Below are 20,197 nucleotides of genomic sequence, written 5' to 3'. Positions count from 1 at the left end.
TGGGGAGTCCCCGGTCGGAGCGGCAGCCCTCAGCCGAGCACCCGGCCGAGATACGCCCGGAGCAGTTCCCGCGCCTCCTGAAGGATCCGCTCGTCGCCCTCCGGAGCCATCCGGAAGGCGAGGTGGACCAGGGTGTCGGCGGTCTCCACGGCGACGAGGAAGGTCCGGCGCAGATCCTCGTCCGGTTCGTGGCCGAGGTGGCCGGCGAGCAGGTCGGTGAGCCGGTCGGCGACGCGGCGGTTGGGCTCGCCCCGGGTGCCGACCGGGATCTGGTTGCCGAAGTCGACGAGGGAGAACCCGGGCGCGGTGCGCTTCATGGCGACGTACTCGCCCAGGAGGGCGTCCAGCGCGACCTGCCAGCCGCCGCCGGCCTCCTTCAGCCGCTCGGTGACGCGGGCGCCGTAGCGCTCCAGATTGCGCTGGGCCAGGGCGTCGGCCATCTGGCGTTTGTTGCCGAAGAACCGGTAGACCGAGCCGATGGGGACGCCCGCGCGCTGCGCGACGGCCCGGGTGCTCAGATCGTCGTAGCCGACCTCGTCGAGGAGGTCGGCGCAGGCGTCCAGGATCCTGGTGAGCCGTTCGGCGCTGCGCCGCTGCACGGGCGCCCGGCGGAGCGATGCGGGATGGGGCACGGTCTCATGATGCCCCTCGGCCGCGGCCCGGTGAACGTCGGCCCCCGGGCGCCCGGCGCACCTCGTCACGGGGCCGGCCGGCCCGTCGCCTCCGCCTCGGAGGCGGTGATGTCGGCCGTCCGCTCGACGGGCTCGTCCCCCACGGCCCACACCGTGCCGTCGTCGGCGTAGAGCCGGACGGTGACCTGGTGCGTGCCGCGCGGGACGAGGGAGGCGGGGATGCGGTACCGGTCGGTGCGCAGCTCGGTGACGATGCGGCCGTCCACGAGGAGGTGGGCGAACCCCCGCCCGGCGGCCGGCTCCGCGCGCGTGTCCGCGGGCGAGAAGCGGAAGTTGCGAAGGCTGAGCCGGACGTCCCAGTCGCCGGCGCGGGCCGGGTCGGGCTGGACCTCGATGTCCACGCCGGGTGCGCCCTGCTCCCCGACCTCGCGGTAGTGCCGGCCCTCGCCGTCCGTGTCGTCCAGGACCTTGCCGACGGGCGAGGAGGCGATGCCGTCCCGGCCTCCGGGCGTGCCGGAGCCGCAGGCGGCCGATCCGGCCAGCAGGAGGGCGGCCACGAGGGCCGCGTAAAGGGACCGTGTCCACGACATGTCCGGAGACTAGAACACGGGTCTGACAGCCGGGATCCCCCTTGAGTCGGGTCCGTGTCCGCCTCGCGGCGTAGGCGGGCCGGGGCCCGGCGGATCTTCCCGGACGAGTCGGGCCGATCTCTTGCGTGCGGGAAATCGCAATCCTACGGTGAAGCATAGGAATCGGATCGCAAGGGAGCGAGCATGAGCGGGGACGCACGGAAGACCGCCGAGGGCCTGTCCTATCTGTCCGGGTTCGGCAACGAGCACAGCTCGGAGGCGGTGCCGGGCGCCCTCCCCGAGGGCCGCAACTCCCCCCAGCGCGCCCCGCTGGGTCTGTACGCGGAGCAGCTGAGCGGTTCGGCCTTCACCGAGCCGAGGGCGCACAACCGCCGCTCGTGGCTCTACCGCATCCGCCCCTCGGCCCAGCACCCGGCGTTCACCCGCACCGGCAACGGCGCGCTGCGCACGGCGCCCTTCACCGAGACGGTGCCGGACCCGAACCGGCTGCGCTGGAACCCCCTTCCCGAGCCGTCGCCCGGCACCGACTTCCTGGCCGGGCTGTGGACCCTGGGCGGCAACGGCGACGCCACCCAGCGCGCCGGGATGGCCGTGCACCTGTACCACGCCGACGCCTCGATGGACCGGGTGTTCAGCGACGCCGACGGCGAGCTGCTGATCGTCCCGGAGCGCGGCGGGCTGCTGCTGCGCACCGAGTTCGGGCTGCTGCATGTGGAGCCGGGACACATCGCGCTGATCCCCCGTGGGGTGCGCTTCCGTGTGGAGCTGCTGGACGACTCCGCCCGGGGTTATGTGTGCGAGAACTATGGTGCGCCGTTCCGGCTGCCCGACCTCGGCCCGATCGGCGCCAACGGCCTCGCGAACGCCCGGGACTTCAGGGCGCCGGTGGCCGCGTACGAGGACACCGAGGGACCGGTGGAGGTGGTCAGCAAGTTCTGCGGGAACCTGTGGACCGCGACCTACGACCACTCCCCCCTCGACGTGGTCGCCTGGCACGGCAACCATGTGCCCTACGTCTACGATCTGCGCCGTTTCAATGTGATCGGCACCATCTCCTACGACCACCCCGACCCCTCGATCTTCACGGTGCTGACGTCCCCGTCGGACACCCCCGGGCTGGCGGGCGTCGACTTCGTGGTCTTCGCGCCGCGCTGGCTGGTCGGCGAGGACACCTTCCGGCCCCCGTACTTCCACCGGAACGTGATGAGCGAGTACATGGGACTCGTCGAGGGCGCCTACGACGCGAAGGCGGAGGGCTTCGTGCCCGGCGGCGGATCGCTGCACAACATGATGTCCGCGCACGGCCCGGACCGGGAGACGTTCGACCGCGCGAGCGCCGCAGAGCTGAAGCCGCAGAAGATCGACGACGGACTGGCCTTCATGTTCGAGACCCGCTGGCCGGTGACGCTCACCCCCCAGGCGGCCGGCGCGGAGCACCTGCAGCAGCGGTACGACGACGTCTGGGACGGCCTGGAGCGCCACTTCCGTCCGTTGCGCTGACCGATCCGCGGAAGGTACGGATAGCCCGTGACCCCCTTCGCCCCGGACTCCATCGTCCTCAACCGCAAACTGCCGCTCTGGTACCAGGTGTCGCAGTCGCTGCGCGCCTCCATACTGGGCCGCCGGCCGCAGGACCCGCTGCGCCTGCCCACCGAGGAGCAGCTCGCGGAGCACTACGGCGTGAGCGTGCTGACGATGCGCCAGGCCCTGAAGGAGCTGGAGGACGAGGGCCTGATCACGCGGCACCGCAGGCGCGGCACCTTCATCGAGCCGGACGCCCTCCGGGGCGCCCCCGTTCGGCTGCTCGGCTCGGTGGACGCGATCGTGGCCCAGCAGTCCGGCATGACGGCCGAACTGCTGGACCACGGCCCGGCGCCGGTGCCCGCCGAGGTCGCCGAGCACTTCCCGGACCTCGACGAGGTGGCGACGTACCACCGGCTGCGCAGCGACGGGACGACGGGCGAACCGACCAACCACGCGCGCAACTACGTCCGTCCCGAACTGGCCGAGCGCATCGACCCGGACGACCTGCTGCGCTGGCCGATGACCAAGGTGCTGCGGGACGTCGTCGGGGCGGGCATCAGCCGGATCACGGACACCGTGGAGGCCCGGCTCGCCGACCCGGAGACGGCGAGGCTGCTCCAGGTCCCGCTGCTGAGCCCGATCCTGCACTACACCGGCGTGACCTACGACGCGGGCGGCCGGGTGCTGGACGCGGCGGTCATCCACTACCGCGGCGACCGCTTCTCCTTCACGGTGACCCTGGAGGCCACCTGACCCCCGGGCGGCCCGCAGGCCGTACGATGCCGGGCGTGACGCACGACGACGCTCCGCCGCTGGCGGACCTCATGCCGTGGTCCGTCGCACCGCCGCGGCTCGGCCGGGGCTGGCCGGCGGGCCCCGACGCGGCGTCCCTGAGGGCCCGTTGGGACGCGTTCGTGAAGGCCGAGGGCCCTGACCGGGAGGCCCTGCTGGAGCCGACCCGCTCGCGCACCCTGCGCTCGGCGGCCGCGCAACTGCCCGGCCAGGCCACCGGCACCGGCAAGCTGCTGCGGGCCTCAGGCCCCTGCCCGGAGCCGGTGCGTGTCCTGGCCGCCCCGTTCGACGAGCAGTGGCTGATCCCGGACCACCGGCTGATCGACGCCGCCCGCCCGGAGCTGTGGCGGGTGGCGGACGCACACCAGGTCTTCGTCGTGGAGACACCGGAGTCCGGGCTGCTGGCGACCTCGCTGCTCCCGCTGGTCCGGCCGGGCCGCGTCCGCCCGCTCTACCGGCGCCCCCACGGCACGGAACCCAATCTGGCGCCGGGCCTGCTGCCGTACCTCGAAGGCCGCCTGGGCGTCCCGGTCGAACCGTTCGACGTGCTCGCGTGGACGTTCGCGGCCGTCCGCCCGGACCTGCGGGTGCCGCTCACCGACGACCCCGCGCTGTGGGCGCGCGGTGTGGAGGCGGGCCGGCGTGTCCTGTGGCTGATGCGCCGCGACGGCGACCGCCCCAAGCTGCCCGGCGGGCGCCGCCCCTACGTCCGCGCTCCCCTGCCGTCCCGGCCGCCGGCCCTGGAGTACGACCGCGACGAGGAGGTCCTGTCGCTCGGCGAGGGCCGCGTCTCGCCGGTGCCGGCGTCCGCCTGGGACCTCACGGTGGGCGGGGAGCGGGTGCTGGAGCAGTGGTTCGCGGCACGCACGGCCGCCCCGGAACCGGGCACCCTGGCCGCGATCCGCCCGGCGGCCTGGCCGCAGGAGTGGACCTCGGAACTGCTGGAACTCATCACGGTCCTGGCCCTGCTGGCGGAGGCCGAGCCGCTGGGCGAGGACCTGCCGTCCACGGTCACCTCGGCGGATCTGCGGGCGGCGGGCGTGCTGCCGGTCCCGCGCGCGGCCCGCCGGCCGGCGTCGGTGCTGGAGGGCCAGGAGGAGGGCCCGGAGGGCCAGCTCGCGCTGATCTGAGACGTCAGCGGGTGGGGTCGAAGGCGTCCAGCACCCGTTCGAGGGCCCGCCGGAACACTCCTTCCAGGTCGATCGGGCCGCTGCTCTCGGCGAAGGCGGCGGCCAGCCGGGGGTAGGCGCCGGTGGCGACCTGACCGCCCAAGTAGGCGATGCGGACCGCGTTCTCCTCCTCCTCGGACCACGGCATGGAGCGGGTGCGTTCGGAGGTGGCGATCTCGTTCGCCGTGTAGGTCGTCACCACGCCGTTGAGGAGCGCGACCAGCTCCATCTTCTCGCTGTACGGGACCTCGAGCGGCTCCAGGCAGTCCAGACAGTGCTCCAGGTAGCGCAGGCTGTTGGGGCTGAAGCCGTAGACCCCGGACATCAGCCGGGGCGCCCAGGTGTGCCGGTGCAGGATCGCGCGCGTCTCGAGCGCGTTGCGGATCATGTCGGCCCGCCAGTCGCCCGAGGGGGCGCGGATCTCGTGCTCGGCGCCGATGGCGTCGATCATCAGCTCGTACAGGTCCTCCTTGCGGGGGACATAGTTGTAGAGCGACATCGTGCCGCAGCCGATCTCCGCGGCCACATGCCGCATGGAGACGGCGTCCAGTCCGCCGTCGTCGGCGACGCGCACCGCCGCGGCCGCGATGTCCGCGCGGGTGAACGCGGGCCGGGGACCGCGTCCCGTCCGCTCGGGTCGCGCCCAGATCACGCTCGGTACGGACGTCTTGCCGGCCATGGATCACCACCTCGACCTCCATCCTAGTTACGTACAGCGTACGTAGTGCGCTATGGTCGGGCCATGACTTCTACGTACGCTGTACTTAGTGAAGGTCTGTGCAAACGGTTCGGTGCGGTCGAGGCCCTGCGCGGGCTGGATCTCGCCGTCGCGCGGGGCACGGTCTGCGGCCTGCTCGGACCGAACGGCGCCGGCAAGACGACCGCCGTACGCCTGCTCGCCACGCTGCTGCGGCCGGACGCCGGTTCGGCCCGGGTCGCCGGGCACGACCTGCTCCGCGATCCGGCGGCCGTGCGCCGCCACATCGGGGTCACCGGCCAGTACGCCAGCGTCGACGGCGATCTGACCGGCCGCCAGAACCTCCGGCTGTTCGCCCGGCTGCACCGGGTGCGCGGGGCCGCCGGGCGGGCCGACGAGCTGCTGGACCGCTTCGGGCTGACCGAGGCCGCCGACCGGCCGGCGTCCACCTACTCCGGCGGGATGCGCCGCCGCCTCGACCTCGCGGCGAGCCTCGTCCGCCGTCCGGATGTGCTCTTCCTGGACGAGCCCACGACCGGGCTCGATCCGGCGGGCCGGGGCCGGATCCGGGAGGCGGTGCGGGAGCTGGCCGCGGACGGCACGGCCGTGCTGCTGACCACGCAGTATCTGGAGGAGGCCGACCAGCTCGCCGACGACATCGCGCTGTTGGACCGGGGGCGGATCGCGCACACGGGCTCACCGGCCCGGCTCAAGGCGGTCCTGGGCACGCAGGTCGAGGTGGTGGTCGGCGACGTGGGCACGATGGTGGACGCCGCGGCGGTTCTGGACCGGCTCACCGGCGCCGAGCCCTCGCTCGATCCCGAGCGGCGGGCCGTGGGCGCCCTCACCCGGGACGCCACCCTCACCCTCCCCCGCCTCGTCCGCGAACTCGACGCGGCGGGCGTGCCGTTGGTCGACGCGAGCCTGCGGCCGCCGACTCTCGACGACGTCTTCCTCCGCCTCACCGAGGAGCATGCGGCATGAGCGCACTGGTGTACGACGGCGGCGCGATGCTGGGCCGGCAGCTGCGGCGGGTCCGCAACAACCCGGGGCTGCTGATCCTCACCCAGACGATGCCGATCAGCATGCTGCTCTTCTTCGGGTACGTCTTCGGCAGCGCCCTCGCGATGCCGGGCGAGCGGTACCGGTCCTTCCTGCTGCCCGGTCTGCTGGTGGCGACCGCGGCGAACGGGATCATGACCGGCATGTTCCAGGCCGCGCAGGACACGCACCGGGGCGTGACGGACCGTTTCCGGACGCTGCCGATGAGCCGGGCGGCGGCTCCGCTCGGGCTGGTGGTCGCGGATCTGGTGGTGACCGCGGTGGGGACGGTGCCGCTGCTGCTGACCGGGCTCGCGGTGGGCTGGCGGATCGAGGGGTCGGCGCTCGGAGCGGGCGGCGCGCTGGGGCTGTTGCTGCTGTTCCGGTTCGCGATGACGTGGATCGGGGTGTTCCTGGGGCTGCTCACCCGGAGCGAGGAGGCCGCGGGGCAGCTGGGCGGGGCGACGTTCCTGCTGCCCCTGCTGTCCAACGCCTACATCCCGGCCGACGGGCTGCCGGGGTGGCTGCGCACGGTCGCCGAGTGGAATCCGATCAGCGCGGTCACGACGGCGCTGCGGGAGCTGTTCGGGGACGCGCCGGTACCGGACGGGTCCGCCTGGCCCGTCGCACACCCGGTCGCCGGTTCGCTGGCCTGGTGCGCGGTGCTGCTCGCGGTGTTCATGCCGCTCGCGGTGCGCCGGTACGCGCGCGGAGAGGGCTGAGCGGCCCCGCCGGGGGCACGGCGAAGGCCCCGTCGACATCCGTGACGTGACACGGGAGGACGGGGCCGGTGAGCGCGGGGTGGATTCCGGGGGAACCGCCCGCACCCGGGTGGCACTCCGGGACGCCACTGCGGTGCCGTGGGGATGACGGCGGCGACAGCGCGGCGGCACCGGGACGGAAGGGCCGGCCGGGTACGGGCCTGGAGACGTCGCTCGGCGGTGACCCGTGCGGGTCAGTGTCCGCCGAACAGCGAGCGACGGAGCCTGCGCAGCGGGGCGAAGAGCGAGACGCGGCGTACGCGCGCGGTCCGGTCGCTGCGCTCGTGCACGGTGTCCCGCGTGGTCAGCTCACGCATCAGCGACGTCGCCTCGGCAGCCTCCCGCTGGGGCACGGCGGGACCCGCCAGCACCGCGAGATGGCGGTCGAGGCGCGAACTGGTCGCGCTGCTCCCGCAGGTGATCGCAGGGACCCTGGCCCTGCTGCGCACTGTTATCTGATCCATGTCACTCCCCACCCGTACGAGTCCACCCGGCCCGGGCAGGTTAACCCTATCGTCCCGGTGGAGCACGCGTGTATCGCGGTCACAGGATTCACCTTCCCCGTAAGGGTGTTGACGACCCGTAGGCGATTACCCTTCGAATCCGACCGATTTCAGGGCGAGTTGGACAATCGGCTGGCTGGTCGGTTGCGGAGATCCTCCGCCGGGCTCGACGGTGACGGCCAGTGACGTCGACGAGGTGCCCAGACCCGACGCGATCAGCGGCGTGTCGCCCTCGAAGAGCCCGAGGGAGCGCGGTTGCGCGCCGGAGCGCATGAGCCAGAGCTGATGCACCCGGCCGCCGGGGGGATGACCGTATCCGCTCAGAGTGACGACCGCGCGCCCCTCCGATGCGGAAGCCACCACTCCGATCCGTCGGCCCTTCGCGTCCTCGCCGGTGCTCGCGCGGGCGTCGGGCGCGCCCAGAACGTCGGCGATCTCACTCGCCCGGGCCCGCTGCGCGGCCAGATCGTCCCGCGCCTCGTTCGCCTGGACGGCGAACAGGGAGGCGACGACGAGTGCCGCGGCGGCGGTGGCGGTGGCGAACGGCACGAACAGCGGGCGGCGGCTCGCACGGCCGCGCGGCGGCGGCTGGCCGCCCCACACATGCGGCGGCAACTGGCGCGCACGCGCGCGGGCCGGCCCCCCGGCGCTCTCCTGCGGCAGGGTCCGTACGGCGGACAGCACGCGCTCACGCAGCGCGGCCGGCGGGGCCGCGGCCGTCGACCAGGCCAGCCGGACGGCGTCCTCGGTCAGCGCGCGCACCTCGGCCGCACAGACCTCACACGTACTCAGATGCTTCTCGAAGCGCTGCCGTTCGGCCCGCTCCAGGGCGTCCAGGGCGTAGGGGGCGGCGAGGGAGTGCAGGTCCTCGCGCCTCAGCAGGCGGGCGACGAAGCTCATGCGACTCCTCCCAGGCACTTGCGCAGCTGAGTGAGTCCGTCGCGCATCCGGGTCTTGACCGTGCCCAGCGGCAGGGACAGCCGCTCGGCGACCTCACGGTAGGTGTACCCCTCGTAGTAGGCCAGGGTGACCGACTGGCGCTGGAGGGCGGTGAGGCGTTCCAGGCAGCGGCGCACCCACTCGCGCTCCAGCCCGGCCTCGACCTCCTCGGAGACGTGGTCGAAGGCGGGCTGCCCGGAGCGCAGGGCCTCGCGCTGCTCGCGTTCGCCGGCGGCGCGGGCGCTGCGCACCCGGTCGACGGCGCGGCGGTGCGCGAGGGTGAGGACCCACGACAGGGCGCTGCCCCGCCGCGGGTCGAACCGCGCGGCCGACCGCCACAGTTCGAGCAGCACCTCCTGAGCCACCTCCTCCGACTGGGCGGGGTCGCGCACGACCCGCCGTACGAGTCCGTAGACCGGTCCCGAGACCAGCCCGTACAGGTCTTCGAACGCCTTCTGGTCACCGCCCGCCACGAGCACCAGCAGCTCGTCCGCGTCCAACTCGCCTCCCCCTCCAGCCAGACCGCATCTCGGCCGTTCCGTCCCACGAGGTCTTCGCAACGAACACACCTCCGGATGGGGTTACGGATCGAGGAGCCGAAAAAGCGGGTCGGACGGGCACGGAAATTCTTTTCGGGATCGACCAATCCGGCCCCGCCCCCACTCCGAATCCCGATGCGTCAGGCAAGTTGGCACTGAGGACGGACGGCATGACACCTACTTCCAGGAGCGGGGCGGGACGCAGGGGACTCGCGACCCTCGTATGCGGTGCGTTGGCCGCCGGCGGGCTCGCAGCCGCCGGTGTGACCGCGCTGGAACCGGGGGCGGCCTCCGCCTCCAGCCACCGCGAGGCCCCGCTGATCTCGGGGACACCGCAGTACGACAACACGGACGTGTACGCGTTCGTCAGCCCGGACAAGCCGGACACGACGACGATCGTGGCGAACTGGATCCCGTTCGAGGAGCCCGCGGGAGGACCGAACTTCTTCCCGTTCGCCGAGGACGCCCAGTACGACATCCACATCGACAACAACGGGGACGCGCAGGGCGAGCTGCTCTACCGCTTCACGTTCGACACGCACGTCAAGAACAAGAAGACGTTCCTCTACAACACAGGGCCCGTCGAGAGTCTCGACGACCCCGACCTCAACATCACGCAGACGTACGACATCGAGCTGCTGAAGCTGAAGGACCAGCACCTGGTCTCGAAGACGAAGGTCGCCAACGACGTCCCCGTGGCGCCGTCGAACGTCGGCAAGGCGTCGATGCCCGACTACGCGAAGCTGCGCGAGCAGGCCGTGCACGAGCTCCACGGCGGCACCTCGGCGTTCGCCGGCCAGGCCGACGACCCGTTCTTCCTGGACCTGCGGGTCTTCGACCTGCTGTACGGCGGGAACCTCTCCGAGGTCGGCAACGACACCCTCAAGGGCTACAACGTCAACTCCATAGCCCTGCAGGTCCCGAACCACATGCTCGCCGAGTCGGCGGACCAGCCGATCGTCGGCATCTGGTCGACGACCCAGCGCAAGAACGCCAAGGGCTACTTCGAGCAGGTCTCGCGCCTGGGCAGCCCGCTGGTCAACGAGGTCGTCAACCCGCTCAAGGACAAGGACCGGTTCAACGCGTCCGCGCCCTGGGACGACGCCAGGTTCCTCAAGAACGTGACCAACCCCGAACTGCCGAAGCTCATCGAGGCGATCTACAAGATCCCGGCACCCGCCGAGCCGCGCAACGACCTGGTCGACGTCTTCCTCAAGGGCGTCAAGGGCCTCAACCAGCCGCCCCACGTGACGCCTTCGGAGATGCTGCGCCTGAACACCTCGATCAAGCCGACCGACAAGCCCAAGCGGCTCGGCGTGCTCGACGGTGACAACGCGGGCTTCCCGAACGGCCGCCGGCTCACCGACGACGTGATCGACGCCTCCCTCCAGGTGGTCGAGGGCGAACTGCTGGGCTCGAAGAACGACCTGGGCGACGCGGTCGACAAGAACGACAAGGACTTCGAGAAGTCCTTCCCGTACGTCGCCCTGCCGACGGAGGGCTCGCGCGGACCGCTCGCCAAGGGCACGGACGGCGAGACCGACGTCCGCAGCCAGCTCGGCGACGCGCTCCAGCCGGCCGGGGCGGCGGGCGGCATGGGGAACACGGCGCTGATCGCCGGATCGGCGGGCGCCGGCGCCCTGGGCATCCTGCTGATCGGCGGCGCCCTGCTGTGGTGGCGCCGGATGCGGGACCGGGCGTACTAGGCCTTTCGTCTGGATCAGCCCGGCTGTGGCCGACGGGACATGGTGACGTGCCCGAGCGGGGTCTGGTGCGTGCGGCTGCACGGCGAATGACGACAACGCCGCAGATGCGCGTGCCGGACCCCGCGACGCCGGGACGATCCAAACGAAAGGCCCTGGCCGACCGCGTACCGGCCGTCGACCGGCGCGGCCCGTGACGTACCCATCCCCCACGGCGCGGGCCGCGCCACACCGGACGAGCACCACCGCTTCGAGACCCACGAGGAGGGGGCATGGCCCCGCCCACGCACGACACCCCGCAGGACCCCGGGCCCGACCGTGACGCGGGTCCGGACACGGCGGCCCCGGCCGGGGGCGAAGGGGCGGGGCCCCCGGAGGACGGGACCACCGCGGACGGCGGGGCCGGGGCGCAGGACGGCCGCCGGGTCGCCGCGCTGCGCCGCTTCGCCGCCGCCCGCCGCCGCGCCCTGCACCTCACCGGCTGCGCGGCTTTGCTGGCCGTGGCCGTCACCGGCGGCTCGGTGGCACTCGGCGCCGCGGGCGACGGAACCGCTCCGCGGGTCGCCCCCGCCTCGGCGGCCGTCTCCCCCGGTCTGCTCGCCTCCGGGGACCTGGACGAGGGCATCACGGCCCTCCAGTCCCATCTGCGGAACCAGCCACGGGACTTCGGCGGCTGGGCCACCCTGGGCCTGGCCTACGTCGAACAGGCCCGGACGAAGGGCGACCCCTCCCGCTATCCGCAGGCCGAGCGGGCGTTCGAGCGCTCCCTGGCGTTGGCGTCCGGCAACGACCAGGCCCTGGCGGGCCGCGCCGCCCTCGCGGCCGCCCGGCACGACTTCGAGGGCGCCCTGGCCCTCGCCGACCGGGCCCTGAAGGAGAACCCCTACAGCGAACGCGCCCTGTGCGTACGGGTGGACGCGCTCGTCGAACTCGGCCGGTACCGCGACGCCGCCGAGGCCGCGGACACCGCCGACGACCGCCGCCCGGGCATCCCGGTGTTCACGCGCTACGCCTACGTCCACGAACTGCGCGGCGACGTCCGCACGGCCCGGCGCGTGCTGGAGCAGGCGCTGTCCTCGGCGTCCGCCCCCGGCGACATCGCCTATGTCGCCACCCAGCTCGGCCAGCTCGCCTGGAACCAGGGCGACTACGGCACGGCCCTGACCCACTACGCCCGCGCGCTCGCCGCCGACGAGGACTACGTCCCCGCGCTGGAGGGCCGGGCCCGCGCCCGGGCCGCGAGCGGGGACCGGGCCGGCGCGATCGCGGGCCTGAAGGACGTCGTCGCCCGCTTCCCCCTGCCCGGTCCGCTCGTCGCCCTGGGCGAGCTGTACGAGGCGGCCGGCGACCGGGCCGCGGCCGCCGACCAGTACGCCCTGGTCGACGCCTGGACGTCCCTGGCCCGCGCCAACGGCGTGGACGCCGACCTGGACACCGCGCTGGCGGCCGCCGACCACGGAGACAAGGCGGCGGCGCTGCGGGCGGCCCGCGCCGAGTGGGACCGCCGCCGCACCGTGCACACCGCGGACGCCCTCGCCTGGGCCCTGCATGTCAACGGCAAGGACGACGAAGCCCTGCCGTACGCCCGCCGGGCCACGGCCACCGGCTACCGCAACGCCGTGTTCCTCCATCACCGCGGGATCATCGAGCGCGCCACCGGCCGCGTGGACGACGCCCGTACGCATCTGCGCGCCGCACTGAAGCTGAACCCGGGCTTCGCACCGCTGGGCGCCCGCGACGCGCGTGCGGCGCTCAAGGCCCTGGAGGCGGACCAGTGACCCTCCGCCGGCTCGCCGCCACGGGCGCCGCCGTCCTCACGGCGGCCTGCGCGCTCACCCTGGTGCCCTCGTCGCCCGCGAGCGCGCACCCCCTCGGCAACTTCACGGTCAACCGGTACGACGGCCTGGTGGTCGCTCCCGGGGAGCTGCGCGTCGACCATGTCGAGGACCTGGCCGAGATTCCGGCGACCCAGGCCGGGCCCGCGATCGAGAAGGCGGGTCCGACGGCCTGGGCCCGGCAGCGCTGCGTGAGCGCGGCGCGGGACAGCGCGGTCACCGTGGAGGGCCGCGAGACCCCCTTGACGGTGACGAGCGCTCAAGTGCGCGTGCGGCCCGGCCAGGCGGGGCTCGACACGCTCCGGGTGGAGTGCGGGCTGACGGCACCGCTTCCCCGAGGTGTCCCGCTCGCGCTGGAGTTCAAGGGCGCGGGCGGCGGGACCGGGCCCGGCTGGCGGGAGATCACGGCGCGCGGCGACCGGACGACGCTGACCGCCTCGGACGTGCCGAAGGAGTCGGCGTCCGCGAAACTGACCGCGTACCCGCGGGAGTTGCTGTCCTCCCCCGCCGACACGAGGGCGGCGTCCCTGCAGGTGCGGCCCGGCGGCCCGGCCCTCGCCGTCTCCGGCGCGGACGCCCCGGAGTCCTCGTCCGTCCTGCCGCGTGGCGCCGATCGCTGGACGCGGGCCCTGGACGACCTGGTCTCCCGCCGCGAGCTGACCGTGGGCTTCGCGGCGCTCGCCCTGCTCCTCGCGCTCTTCCTCGGCGCGCTGCACGCGCTCGCCCCGGGGCACGGCAAGACGATGATGGCGGCGGTGGCGACCGCGCGCGGCGGCCGGGCCCGGCTCCGGGACGTCCTGCCGCTGGCCGCCTCGGTGACGGTCACCCACACCCTGGGCGTGGTGGCGCTGGGGCTGCTGGTCACCGCGGGTTCGGCGGCGGCGCCCTCGGTGGTCACCTGGCTGGGGGTCGCGAGCGGCGCCCTGGTGACGGCGGCGGGCGTGACCCTGGCCCGCCGGGCCTGGCGGCTGCGCGCTCCCGGCCATCCGCACCCGCACGACCACGACAGCCACCCGCACCCGCATCCCCACCCAGGTGAGCCCGCGCCCGGTCATGCCCCCGTGCGCCGGCCGGTGCTGGTCGGCGCCGCCCCGGAACCGTCCGCCGCGCCGGTCACCCCCCATCCCCACGACCACGTCCGTGCGCACCCCCACGACCATGTGCACGAACACGCCGACCACGGTCACACCCACACCCACACCCACGGCGGCGTCCCCCACACGCACCCCACCGCTCCCACCCTCCGCGGCACGATCCTGCTCGGCTTCGCCGGGGGGCTCGTCCCCAGCCCGTCCGCCGTCGTCGTGCTGGTCGGCGCCGCCGCCCTCGGCAAGGCCTGGTTCGGGCTGCTGCTCGTCGTCGCCTACGGCGCCGGGCTGGCCCTCACGCTCACCGCGGCCGGGTTCGCCGTCGTCCGGCTGGGTACAGGGGCGATGCGGGTGCTGGACCGGCGTCCGCGCGCGCTGACCCATCCCGTGACGGTCCTCGTCCGCCGTACGGCGCCGCTGGCGTCCGCGGTGCTCGTCGTCCTGATCGGGGCGGGACTCGTGGTCCAGGGGGCGGCATCCGCACTCGGCTGAGCTACTTTTGTGGAGAATGCGCACGGATGCGAAGGGGGGACGCCCGTGTCCGAAGAGCATGGCGCTGACCGGATGATCGCGGGCCGCTACCGCCTGCTCTCCCCGCTCGGCGAGGGCGGCATGGGGACCGTGTGGCGGGCCCGCGACGAGCTGCTGCACCGCGAGGTGGCCGTCAAGGAGGTCCGCGCACCCGCCGGGCTGGCCTCCTCGGACGTCGAGCGGATGTACGCCCGGCTGGAGCGCGAGGCGTGGGCGGCGGCGCGGGTCGCCGACCGCAATGTCGTCACGGTGTACGACGTGGCCACCCAGGACGGGCGGCCGTGGATCGTGATGGAGCTGGTCCGGGGCATCTCTCTGGCGGAACTGCTGGACGCGGAGGGCCCGTTGAGTCCCCGAAGGGCCGCGCACATCGGTGCCGAGGTGCTGTCCGCGCTGCGCGCCGCGCACGGGGCGGGGGTGCTGCACCGGGACGTGAAACCGGCCAACGTGCTGCTGTCGAACGACGATCGCGTGGTGCTGACCGACTTCGGCATCGCCATGGTCGAGGGCAGCTCGGCGCTGACCATGACGGGCGAGGTCATCGGCTCCCCGGAGTTCCTCGCGCCGGAGCGGGCGCTGGGCCGTACGCCCGGCCCGGAGTCCGACCTGTGGTCGCTCGGCGTGCTGCTGTACGCGGCCGTGGAGGGCAACTCGCCGTTCCGTCACGACACTCCGCTCAGCACCCTGCGCGCCATCGTCGACGAGGAGCTGCCGCCGCCGCGCCGCGCCGGTCCGCTGACCCCTGTCATCGAGGGTCTGCTGCGCAAGGATCCGGCCGAGCGGCTGCCGGCGGCGCGGGCGCAGGAGGACCTGCGGGTCGTCGCGGCCGGGGGCACGCCTCGCGGCGGCGGTGCGGGGGCGGCGCCGTACGCCCCGACGATCGCCGCGTTCCCCGCGCCGTCCGGGACCGCCCCGACCGCTCCGGTGCCGCCGCCCGGCCCGACCCGGCCCACCGGCGCCCAGGTGGCCGGCACGGCTCCGGTGCGCTCCGGACGCGACCGGCGGGCCGCGCCGGTGCTGATCGCGGGCGTCGTGGTCCTGGCCCTCGCGGTCGGGGGACTGACGTACGCGCTGCTCAACCGGGGCGACGACGGCGGGAGGAGCGCAGGCGGGGAGACCGCCACCGCGACGGGCGGGCGGACGGCGGAGACCGGCACGAAGGAGGAGCCCGCCACCAGGGAGCCGAGCGCGTCGCCGAGCCCGAGCCGGAGCGCGTCGCCGCCGGCCGCGCCGCAGTCCGTGCGGGTGTCGCTGACCGGCTCCCACACGGACTACTCGGGTGCCTGTCCGCCGCCTCGCGGCCAGGCCCCGTCGTTCACGGCGACGTTCACGGTGGGCAGGCTGCCCGCGCAGGTCACCTACCGCTGGGTGTCCGAGGACGGCGACGTCCTGGACGAGGGCTGGAAGACCCTGCCCTTCCCGGCGGGCGGCGACCGGACCAGGCAGGACAGGGTGTTCCTGACGACGTACGACGAGAGCGGCACGTTCGCGAGCGAGATCGCCGTCGAGGTGCGCGATCCGGTGCGGACGAGGTCCGCCTCGGTGCCGTTCTCGGTGACCTGTGCGAGCGAGACCCCGTCGGGCGGGGCCTCGCCGTCGTCCGGCGGGTCACCGGACGCGTAGCCGCAGCGGGTCGCTCAACTGGCGGAGTTGAGCGCCGCCAGATATCCACCCGACTGGCCCGCGGCCGTCGGGTGGTACGACTCCGAGATGCTGAGCCAGTTCACGGAGTGCATCCACGGACTGCCCGAGCACAGTTCGTGCCCGGCGAACGCGGCCCGTACGTCGCCGAAGGCGAAGCCGTGGTCGCGGGCCCGCTTCTCGATGGCGGCGTCGATGTGGTCCGCGGCGTCGTTGAGCGCCCGGCGCTTGGTCTCGGACAGGCCGACGCAGCCCGAGGCGCCCAGCTTGTAGAAGCGGGGGTAGCCGAGCACGACGACCCGGGCGGCGGGTGCCCGGGAGCGGATGGCGTTGTACACGGCGTCCAGCCGGCCCGGCAGGGTCGAGTCGACGAACGCCTTGGCGGTGTTGATGCGTGAGACGCAGGCGCTGTCGCCCTGGAGCACACAGGTCGTCATGATGTCGGCGAACCCGGCGTCGTTGCCGCCGATGGACACGGACACCAGGGCGGTGGAGGCGCTGAGCGGGCCGAGCTGACTGGCGGTGACATCACCCGTCTGAGCGCCCGAGCACGCGGTGAAGTCGAAGGACGAGGGTGAGTTGGCGGCGGCCCACAGGGCCGGGTACGCCTTCGAGCTGCGCTTGCAGTCGCCACTGTTGCCGAGGTAGCTGCCGGCGCCCAGGCCCGAGGAGTAGGAGTCGCCGAGTGCCACGTAGCCGCCCGCGGCGGCGGTGTCGGCGGCCTGCGCCGTGGCAGCCCCGGTGAGGGCGGTACCGACGGCGAGGAGGAGCGAGGCGACGTGTACGGAAAGTCGGGAACGTCTCATGGAACCTCCCTATAGCAGGATCTCTGCCGTAACCGTCGTACCAACTACGCGTGTTGAGTGGAAGTGTTCATGCCAAAACTTTTTCCGGGCGCCATCCGTCCGAGGGACCCTTTCGCGCCCGCGTTTCATTTCGTGTACATGGCAAGGTTGTTGACAGGTCGTCAACTCTCTTGTCGGCCGGCCAGGCGTTGCGGAGCCTTGTCCTCGGCCCGGTACGGGACTCCCCGCACCAGGCCGTGCGTGCGACGACGCACGCACCCCCCACATGTGCGCGCACCACCCCTGCGCACCGCCTTGAGGAGGACTCCCCCGCGATGGCACCACTGCGTAGCACCAAGCTCCGGTACGCCGCGATATCCGGCCTGGCCGCCGCCGCCCTGGTCGGCGGGATCGGCTCGCCGCCCGCCCAGGCCGCCCAGGCCGAGGGCACGGTCCTGGCGGCCGGTTCCCCCACGGCCGTCAAGGACAGCTACCTCGTCACGCTCAAGGACACCGCCGGACTGAAGGCCGCCTCCAGCAGGGGCAAGAGCCTCGTCAAGCGGTACGGCGGTTCCGTGAGGAAGACGTTCGGCGCCGCACTGAACGGCTACTCCGCCACCCTCTCGGCCACCGAGGCGAGGAGACTCGCGGCCGACCCGGCCGTCGCGTCGGTCGAGCAGAACCAGACCGTCCGCCTGGCCGACACCACCCAGAGCAACGCCCCCTGGGGCCTGGACCGCATCGACCAGAGCGCCCTGCCGCTCTCGGGCACCTACACCTACCCCGACAGCGCGGGCAGCGGGGTGACCGCGTACGTCATCGACACCGGCGTGCGCATCACCCACCAGCAGATCAGCGGCCGCGCCTCCTACGGCTACGACGCCGTCGACGGCGACACCACCGCCTCCGACGGCAACGGCCACGGCACCCATGTGGCCACCACCATCGCCGGCTCCACGTACGGCGTGGCCAAGAAGGCGAAGGTCGTCGCGGTCCGGGTGCTCGACGACAACGGATCCGGCACCACGGCCGGCGTGATCGCGGGCATCGACTGGGTGACGGCGAACCACTCCGGTCCCTCGGTCGCCAACCTGTCCCTCGGCGGCGGCGCCTCCACCGCCCTCGACACCGCCGTCCGCAACTCCATCTCCAGCGGCGTGACCTACGCCGTCGCGGCCGGCAACAGCAGCGCCAACGCCTCCTCGTACTCACCGGCCCGGGTCACCCAGGCGATCACCGTCGGCGCCACCACCAGCACGGACGCCCGCGCCGGCTACTCCAACTACGGCTCGGTGCTCGACCTGTTCGCGCCGGGCTCCTCGATCACGGCGGGCTGGCACACCGGCGACACCGCGACCAACACCATCTCCGGTACGTCGATGGCGACCCCGCACGTCGCCGGAGCGGCCGCCGTCTACCTGGCGGGCCACCCCTCGGCCACCCCGGCCGCGGTGGCCTCGGCCCTGACCTCCGGTGCCACCGCCAACGTGGTCACGAGCCCGGGCAGCGGCTCCCCGAACCGGCTCCTGAAGCTCGTACGGTGAGACACCTGCGCACCCTGCGCCACCGCACCATCTGAACCAGCGGCCCCCGGAGGCGTCACACCACCGGGGGCCGCCCCCGCGTGAACCGAGGACGAACCGTTGTCAAGGGGCCATCGGCATCTTGACGGCGGATATACCCCTGAGCCACATTGAAGCCCGGCATCCGGCGCTTCGGGGGGCAAAGTCGCCAATGCAGACCATCCATGGCACAACAGCTGTGTCCGACGACGCCGAGCGTGCGCGACCAGGTCCGGGGAGGGACCTGACGCCACTGCTCGCGGGCGCCGCGACGGCTGTGGGGGGAATCGGCGCGGTCCTCGCGCTCGCCGGCTCCGACTCGCCGCTGCGCGGCCCGTTCACCCTGTTCTTCCTGCTCGCGGCACCGGCCGCGGCGATCGCCGCCGCGCTGCGCGGGCTGGATCCCTTCGGCCGCGTCGTGACCTCGGTCGCGGGCGCCGTCGTCCTCGACATGCTCGTGGCCCAGGCCATGCTGGCCCTGCACCAGTGGTCGGTACGCGGCGGGATCGTGGCGGTGACCACGATCAGCGCGCTCATCCTCCTGCTGGTGACGGCACAGCGGCTGCGTGGCCGTACCACCCGAGAGCGGACGGTCTGACGTGGACATCAGCGTGTACCGCCCCGGCGAGCTCAGCGCCGCCGACCGGGCGGCCTGGACCTCCATCCAGTCCAAGGCCCACCTCCAGGGAGCGCCCGAGCTGGGCAACCCCTTCCTCTCACCGGAGTTCGCGCTCGCCGTGGGCCGCTGCCGGCGCGGGGTGCGGATCGCGGTCGTCCGGGAGGGCGGGGAGCCGGCCGCGTTCCTCCCCTTCCAGCGGACCGCCACGGGCGTGGGCCGGGCCATCGGCCTCGGTGTCTCCGACGCCCAGGGCCTCGTGCACCGGCCGGGCTTCACCGTCGACACCCAGAGGCTGCTGAAGGCGTGCGGGCTCGCGGTGTGGGAGTTCGACCACCTGGTCGACGGCCAGACGGCGTTCGCGCCGGCCGCCACCGGCAGCTATCCGTCGCCCGTGATGGACGTCGACCAGGGGTACGACGCCTATCTGGCCCATCTGCGGGAGCACGCGCCGAAGTTCACCCGCACGACCCTGGCCAAGGAGCGCAAGCTGGCCCGCGACCACGAGGGCGTGCGGTACGTGCACGACGAGCGTGATCCGGCCGCGCTGCGCACCCTGATGTCCTGGAAGTCGGCCCAGTACCGCAGGACGGGCCGCAGCGACCGCTTCGCGCAGGAGTGGATCACCCGGCTCGTGGAGCACCTGTTCCACACCCGCTCGGACTCGTTCGCGGGCGTCCTGTCGGTGCTGTACGCGGACGGCCGGCCGGTCGCCGCGCACTTCGGGCTGCGCAGCGAGCGGATCCTGGCCTGCTGGTTCCCGGCCTACGACCCGGCGTTCTCGAAGTACTCGCCGGGCCTGGTGCTGCATCTGCGCATGGCCGAGGCGGCGGCCGCCGACGGCATCGCGCACCTGGATCTCGGCCGGGGCCAGAAGGAGTACAAGGACTCCCTGAAGACACGCGAGCTGACGGTGTCGGAGGGGTGGGTGACCCGGCGTCACCCGGTCGCGTTCGGACACCGGGCACGGCGTGCCCCGGTCCGGGCGCTGCGCAACACCGTGCAGTCACGGCCGGAGCTCTTCGGACCGGCGGACCGGCTCCTGAAACGCATGGGGAAGATCCGTTCGAGCCGTACGTAACGGCCAAACCCACAAAAATGCGAGAGCTGGTTCCAGCCCTTGCCATACAGGCGCAATCATCAATACCGTCGTACATCTCACTCGCATCGGACGGTCGGCCCGCGGCTCCAGGGGAGGGACCGAGGGACCGCAGGACGGCACCGGAGCGGGACGCGGTAGGGGGGTGCT

At 73.3% G+C, this 20,197-nt stretch carries 19 protein-coding genes; 12 read left to right on the top strand and 7 right to left on the bottom strand.

Going from position 1 to position 20,197, the window contains the following annotated elements:
* Positions 1 to 29 precede the first annotated feature (29 nt).
* Both ABZ899_RS02820 and ABZ899_RS02815 read right to left on the bottom strand, forming a co-directional pair.
* On the bottom strand, positions 30 to 632 hold the full coding sequence (locus ABZ899_RS02820; protein ID WP_361339787.1) for a TetR/AcrR family transcriptional regulator: 603 nt from the start codon (positions 630 to 632) through the stop codon (positions 30 to 32).
* A 65-nt stretch (positions 633 to 697) separates the two neighbouring features.
* Positions 698 to 1,222: a hypothetical protein gene (locus tag ABZ899_RS02815; protein WP_361339786.1), complete on the bottom strand. Its 525-nt coding sequence runs from the start codon at positions 1,220 to 1,222 to the stop codon at positions 698 to 700.
* Between the two features lie 183 nt (positions 1,223 to 1,405).
* On the opposite strand from ABZ899_RS02815, the gene hmgA reads away from it, so the two are divergent.
* The 3 genes from hmgA to ABZ899_RS02800 are packed head-to-tail and all read left to right on the top strand — an operon-like array spanning position 1,406 to position 4,668.
* Positions 1,406 to 2,722, top strand: coding sequence for a homogentisate 1,2-dioxygenase (hmgA, locus tag ABZ899_RS02810; protein WP_361339784.1), 1,317 nt, complete (start codon positions 1,406 to 1,408; stop codon positions 2,720 to 2,722).
* Between the two features lie 27 nt (positions 2,723 to 2,749).
* Positions 2,750 to 3,499 (top strand): GntR family transcriptional regulator, encoded by a 750-nt coding sequence (locus tag ABZ899_RS02805; RefSeq protein ID WP_361339782.1) that lies wholly within the window; start codon positions 2,750 to 2,752, stop codon positions 3,497 to 3,499.
* Between the two features lie 26 nt (positions 3,500 to 3,525).
* A complete protein-coding gene (locus tag ABZ899_RS02800; RefSeq protein WP_361339779.1) occupies positions 3,526 to 4,668 on the top strand; it encodes a type ISP restriction/modification enzyme in 1,143 nt (380 codons plus the stop codon).
* Between the two features lie 4 nt (positions 4,669 to 4,672).
* On the opposite strand, the gene ABZ899_RS02795 is transcribed toward ABZ899_RS02800, so the two are convergent.
* Positions 4,673 to 5,386 (bottom strand): TetR/AcrR family transcriptional regulator, encoded by a 714-nt coding sequence (locus ABZ899_RS02795; RefSeq protein WP_361339776.1) that lies wholly within the window; start codon positions 5,384 to 5,386, stop codon positions 4,673 to 4,675.
* A gap of 63 nt (positions 5,387 to 5,449) precedes the next feature.
* Here ABZ899_RS02795 and ABZ899_RS02790 point away from each other — a divergent pair, with 63 nt between their 5' ends.
* Both ABZ899_RS02790 and ABZ899_RS02785 read left to right on the top strand, forming a co-directional pair.
* Positions 5,450 to 6,388 carry an ATP-binding cassette domain-containing protein gene (locus tag ABZ899_RS02790; RefSeq protein WP_361339772.1) on the top strand — a complete coding sequence of 313 codons (939 nt, stop codon included), beginning with the start codon at positions 5,450 to 5,452 and terminating at the stop codon, positions 6,386 to 6,388.
* On the top strand, positions 6,385 to 7,167 hold the full coding sequence (locus ABZ899_RS02785) for an ABC transporter permease (protein WP_361339770.1): 783 nt from the start codon (positions 6,385 to 6,387) through the stop codon (positions 7,165 to 7,167). The genes ABZ899_RS02790 and ABZ899_RS02785 overlap by 4 nt, the downstream gene beginning before the upstream one ends.
* A 233-nt stretch (positions 7,168 to 7,400) precedes the next feature.
* Here the strand turns inward: ABZ899_RS02785 and ABZ899_RS02780 are convergent, their stop codons facing one another.
* From ABZ899_RS02780 to ABZ899_RS02770, 3 genes are all read right to left on the bottom strand, one after another.
* Entirely contained in the window at positions 7,401 to 7,670 is a 270-nt protein-coding gene (locus ABZ899_RS02780; RefSeq protein ID WP_361339767.1) for a hypothetical protein, read from the bottom strand.
* A 126-nt stretch (positions 7,671 to 7,796) separates the two neighbouring features.
* Positions 7,797 to 8,609 carry an anti-sigma factor gene (locus ABZ899_RS02775; protein ID WP_361339764.1) on the bottom strand — a complete coding sequence of 271 codons (813 nt, stop codon included), beginning with the start codon at positions 8,607 to 8,609 and terminating at the stop codon, positions 7,797 to 7,799.
* Complete coding sequence (locus tag ABZ899_RS02770; protein ID WP_361339761.1) at positions 8,606 to 9,148, bottom strand: sigma-70 family RNA polymerase sigma factor; 543 nt, start codon at positions 9,146 to 9,148, stop codon at positions 8,606 to 8,608. Before ABZ899_RS02770 ends, ABZ899_RS02775 begins: the two co-directional genes overlap by 4 nt.
* Positions 9,149 to 9,357: 209 nt before the next feature.
* Between ABZ899_RS02770 and ABZ899_RS02765 the strand changes: the two genes are divergently transcribed.
* The 4 genes from ABZ899_RS02765 (at position 9,358) to ABZ899_RS02750 (ending at position 15,967) form a co-directional block, all read left to right on the top strand.
* A complete protein-coding gene (locus ABZ899_RS02765; protein ID WP_361339758.1) occupies positions 9,358 to 10,893 on the top strand; it encodes a DUF4331 domain-containing protein in 1,536 nt (511 codons plus the stop codon).
* A gap of 269 nt (positions 10,894 to 11,162) precedes the next feature.
* Positions 11,163 to 12,668, top strand: a complete 1,506-nt coding sequence (locus ABZ899_RS02760) for a tetratricopeptide repeat protein (protein WP_361339756.1) — start codon at positions 11,163 to 11,165, stop codon at positions 12,666 to 12,668.
* Complete coding sequence (locus ABZ899_RS02755; RefSeq protein ID WP_361339753.1) at positions 12,665 to 14,305, top strand: nickel transporter; 1,641 nt, start codon at positions 12,665 to 12,667, stop codon at positions 14,303 to 14,305. The genes ABZ899_RS02760 and ABZ899_RS02755 overlap by 4 nt, the downstream gene beginning before the upstream one ends.
* A 45-nt stretch (positions 14,306 to 14,350) precedes the next feature.
* Complete coding sequence (locus ABZ899_RS02750) at positions 14,351 to 15,967, top strand: serine/threonine-protein kinase (RefSeq protein ID WP_361339750.1); 1,617 nt, start codon at positions 14,351 to 14,353, stop codon at positions 15,965 to 15,967.
* Positions 15,968 to 15,981: 14 nt separating this feature from the next.
* On the opposite strand, the gene ABZ899_RS02745 is transcribed toward ABZ899_RS02750, so the two are convergent.
* The gene (locus ABZ899_RS02745) at positions 15,982 to 16,791 is read right to left on the bottom strand and encodes an SGNH/GDSL hydrolase family protein (RefSeq protein WP_361339747.1); all 810 of its coding nucleotides are present in this window, start codon (positions 16,789 to 16,791) and stop codon (positions 15,982 to 15,984) included.
* A 314-nt stretch (positions 16,792 to 17,105) separates the two neighbouring features.
* On the opposite strand from ABZ899_RS02745, the gene ABZ899_RS02740 reads away from it, so the two are divergent.
* The 3 genes from ABZ899_RS02740 to ABZ899_RS02730 all read left to right on the top strand — a co-directional run bounded on the left by ABZ899_RS02740 (position 17,106) and on the right by ABZ899_RS02730 (position 20,029).
* Complete coding sequence (locus ABZ899_RS02740) at positions 17,106 to 18,314, top strand: S8 family peptidase (protein ID WP_361339744.1); 1,209 nt, start codon at positions 17,106 to 17,108, stop codon at positions 18,312 to 18,314.
* A gap of 190 nt (positions 18,315 to 18,504) precedes the next feature.
* A complete protein-coding gene (locus ABZ899_RS02735) occupies positions 18,505 to 18,930 on the top strand; it encodes a hypothetical protein (RefSeq protein ID WP_361339742.1) in 426 nt (141 codons plus the stop codon).
* A gap of 1 nt (position 18,931) precedes the next feature.
* Positions 18,932 to 20,029 carry a GNAT family N-acetyltransferase gene (locus tag ABZ899_RS02730; RefSeq protein WP_361339739.1) on the top strand — a complete coding sequence of 366 codons (1,098 nt, stop codon included), beginning with the start codon at positions 18,932 to 18,934 and terminating at the stop codon, positions 20,027 to 20,029.
* Positions 20,030 to 20,197: the final 168 nt, after the last annotated feature.

Source organism: Streptomyces sp. NPDC046859 (assembly GCF_040645135.1).
Classification (GTDB): Bacteria; Actinomycetota; Actinomycetes; order Streptomycetales; family Streptomycetaceae; genus Streptomyces.
The sequence above is the reverse complement of the archived record's forward strand: the minus strand, read 5'-3'. Positions and strand labels throughout refer to the sequence as shown.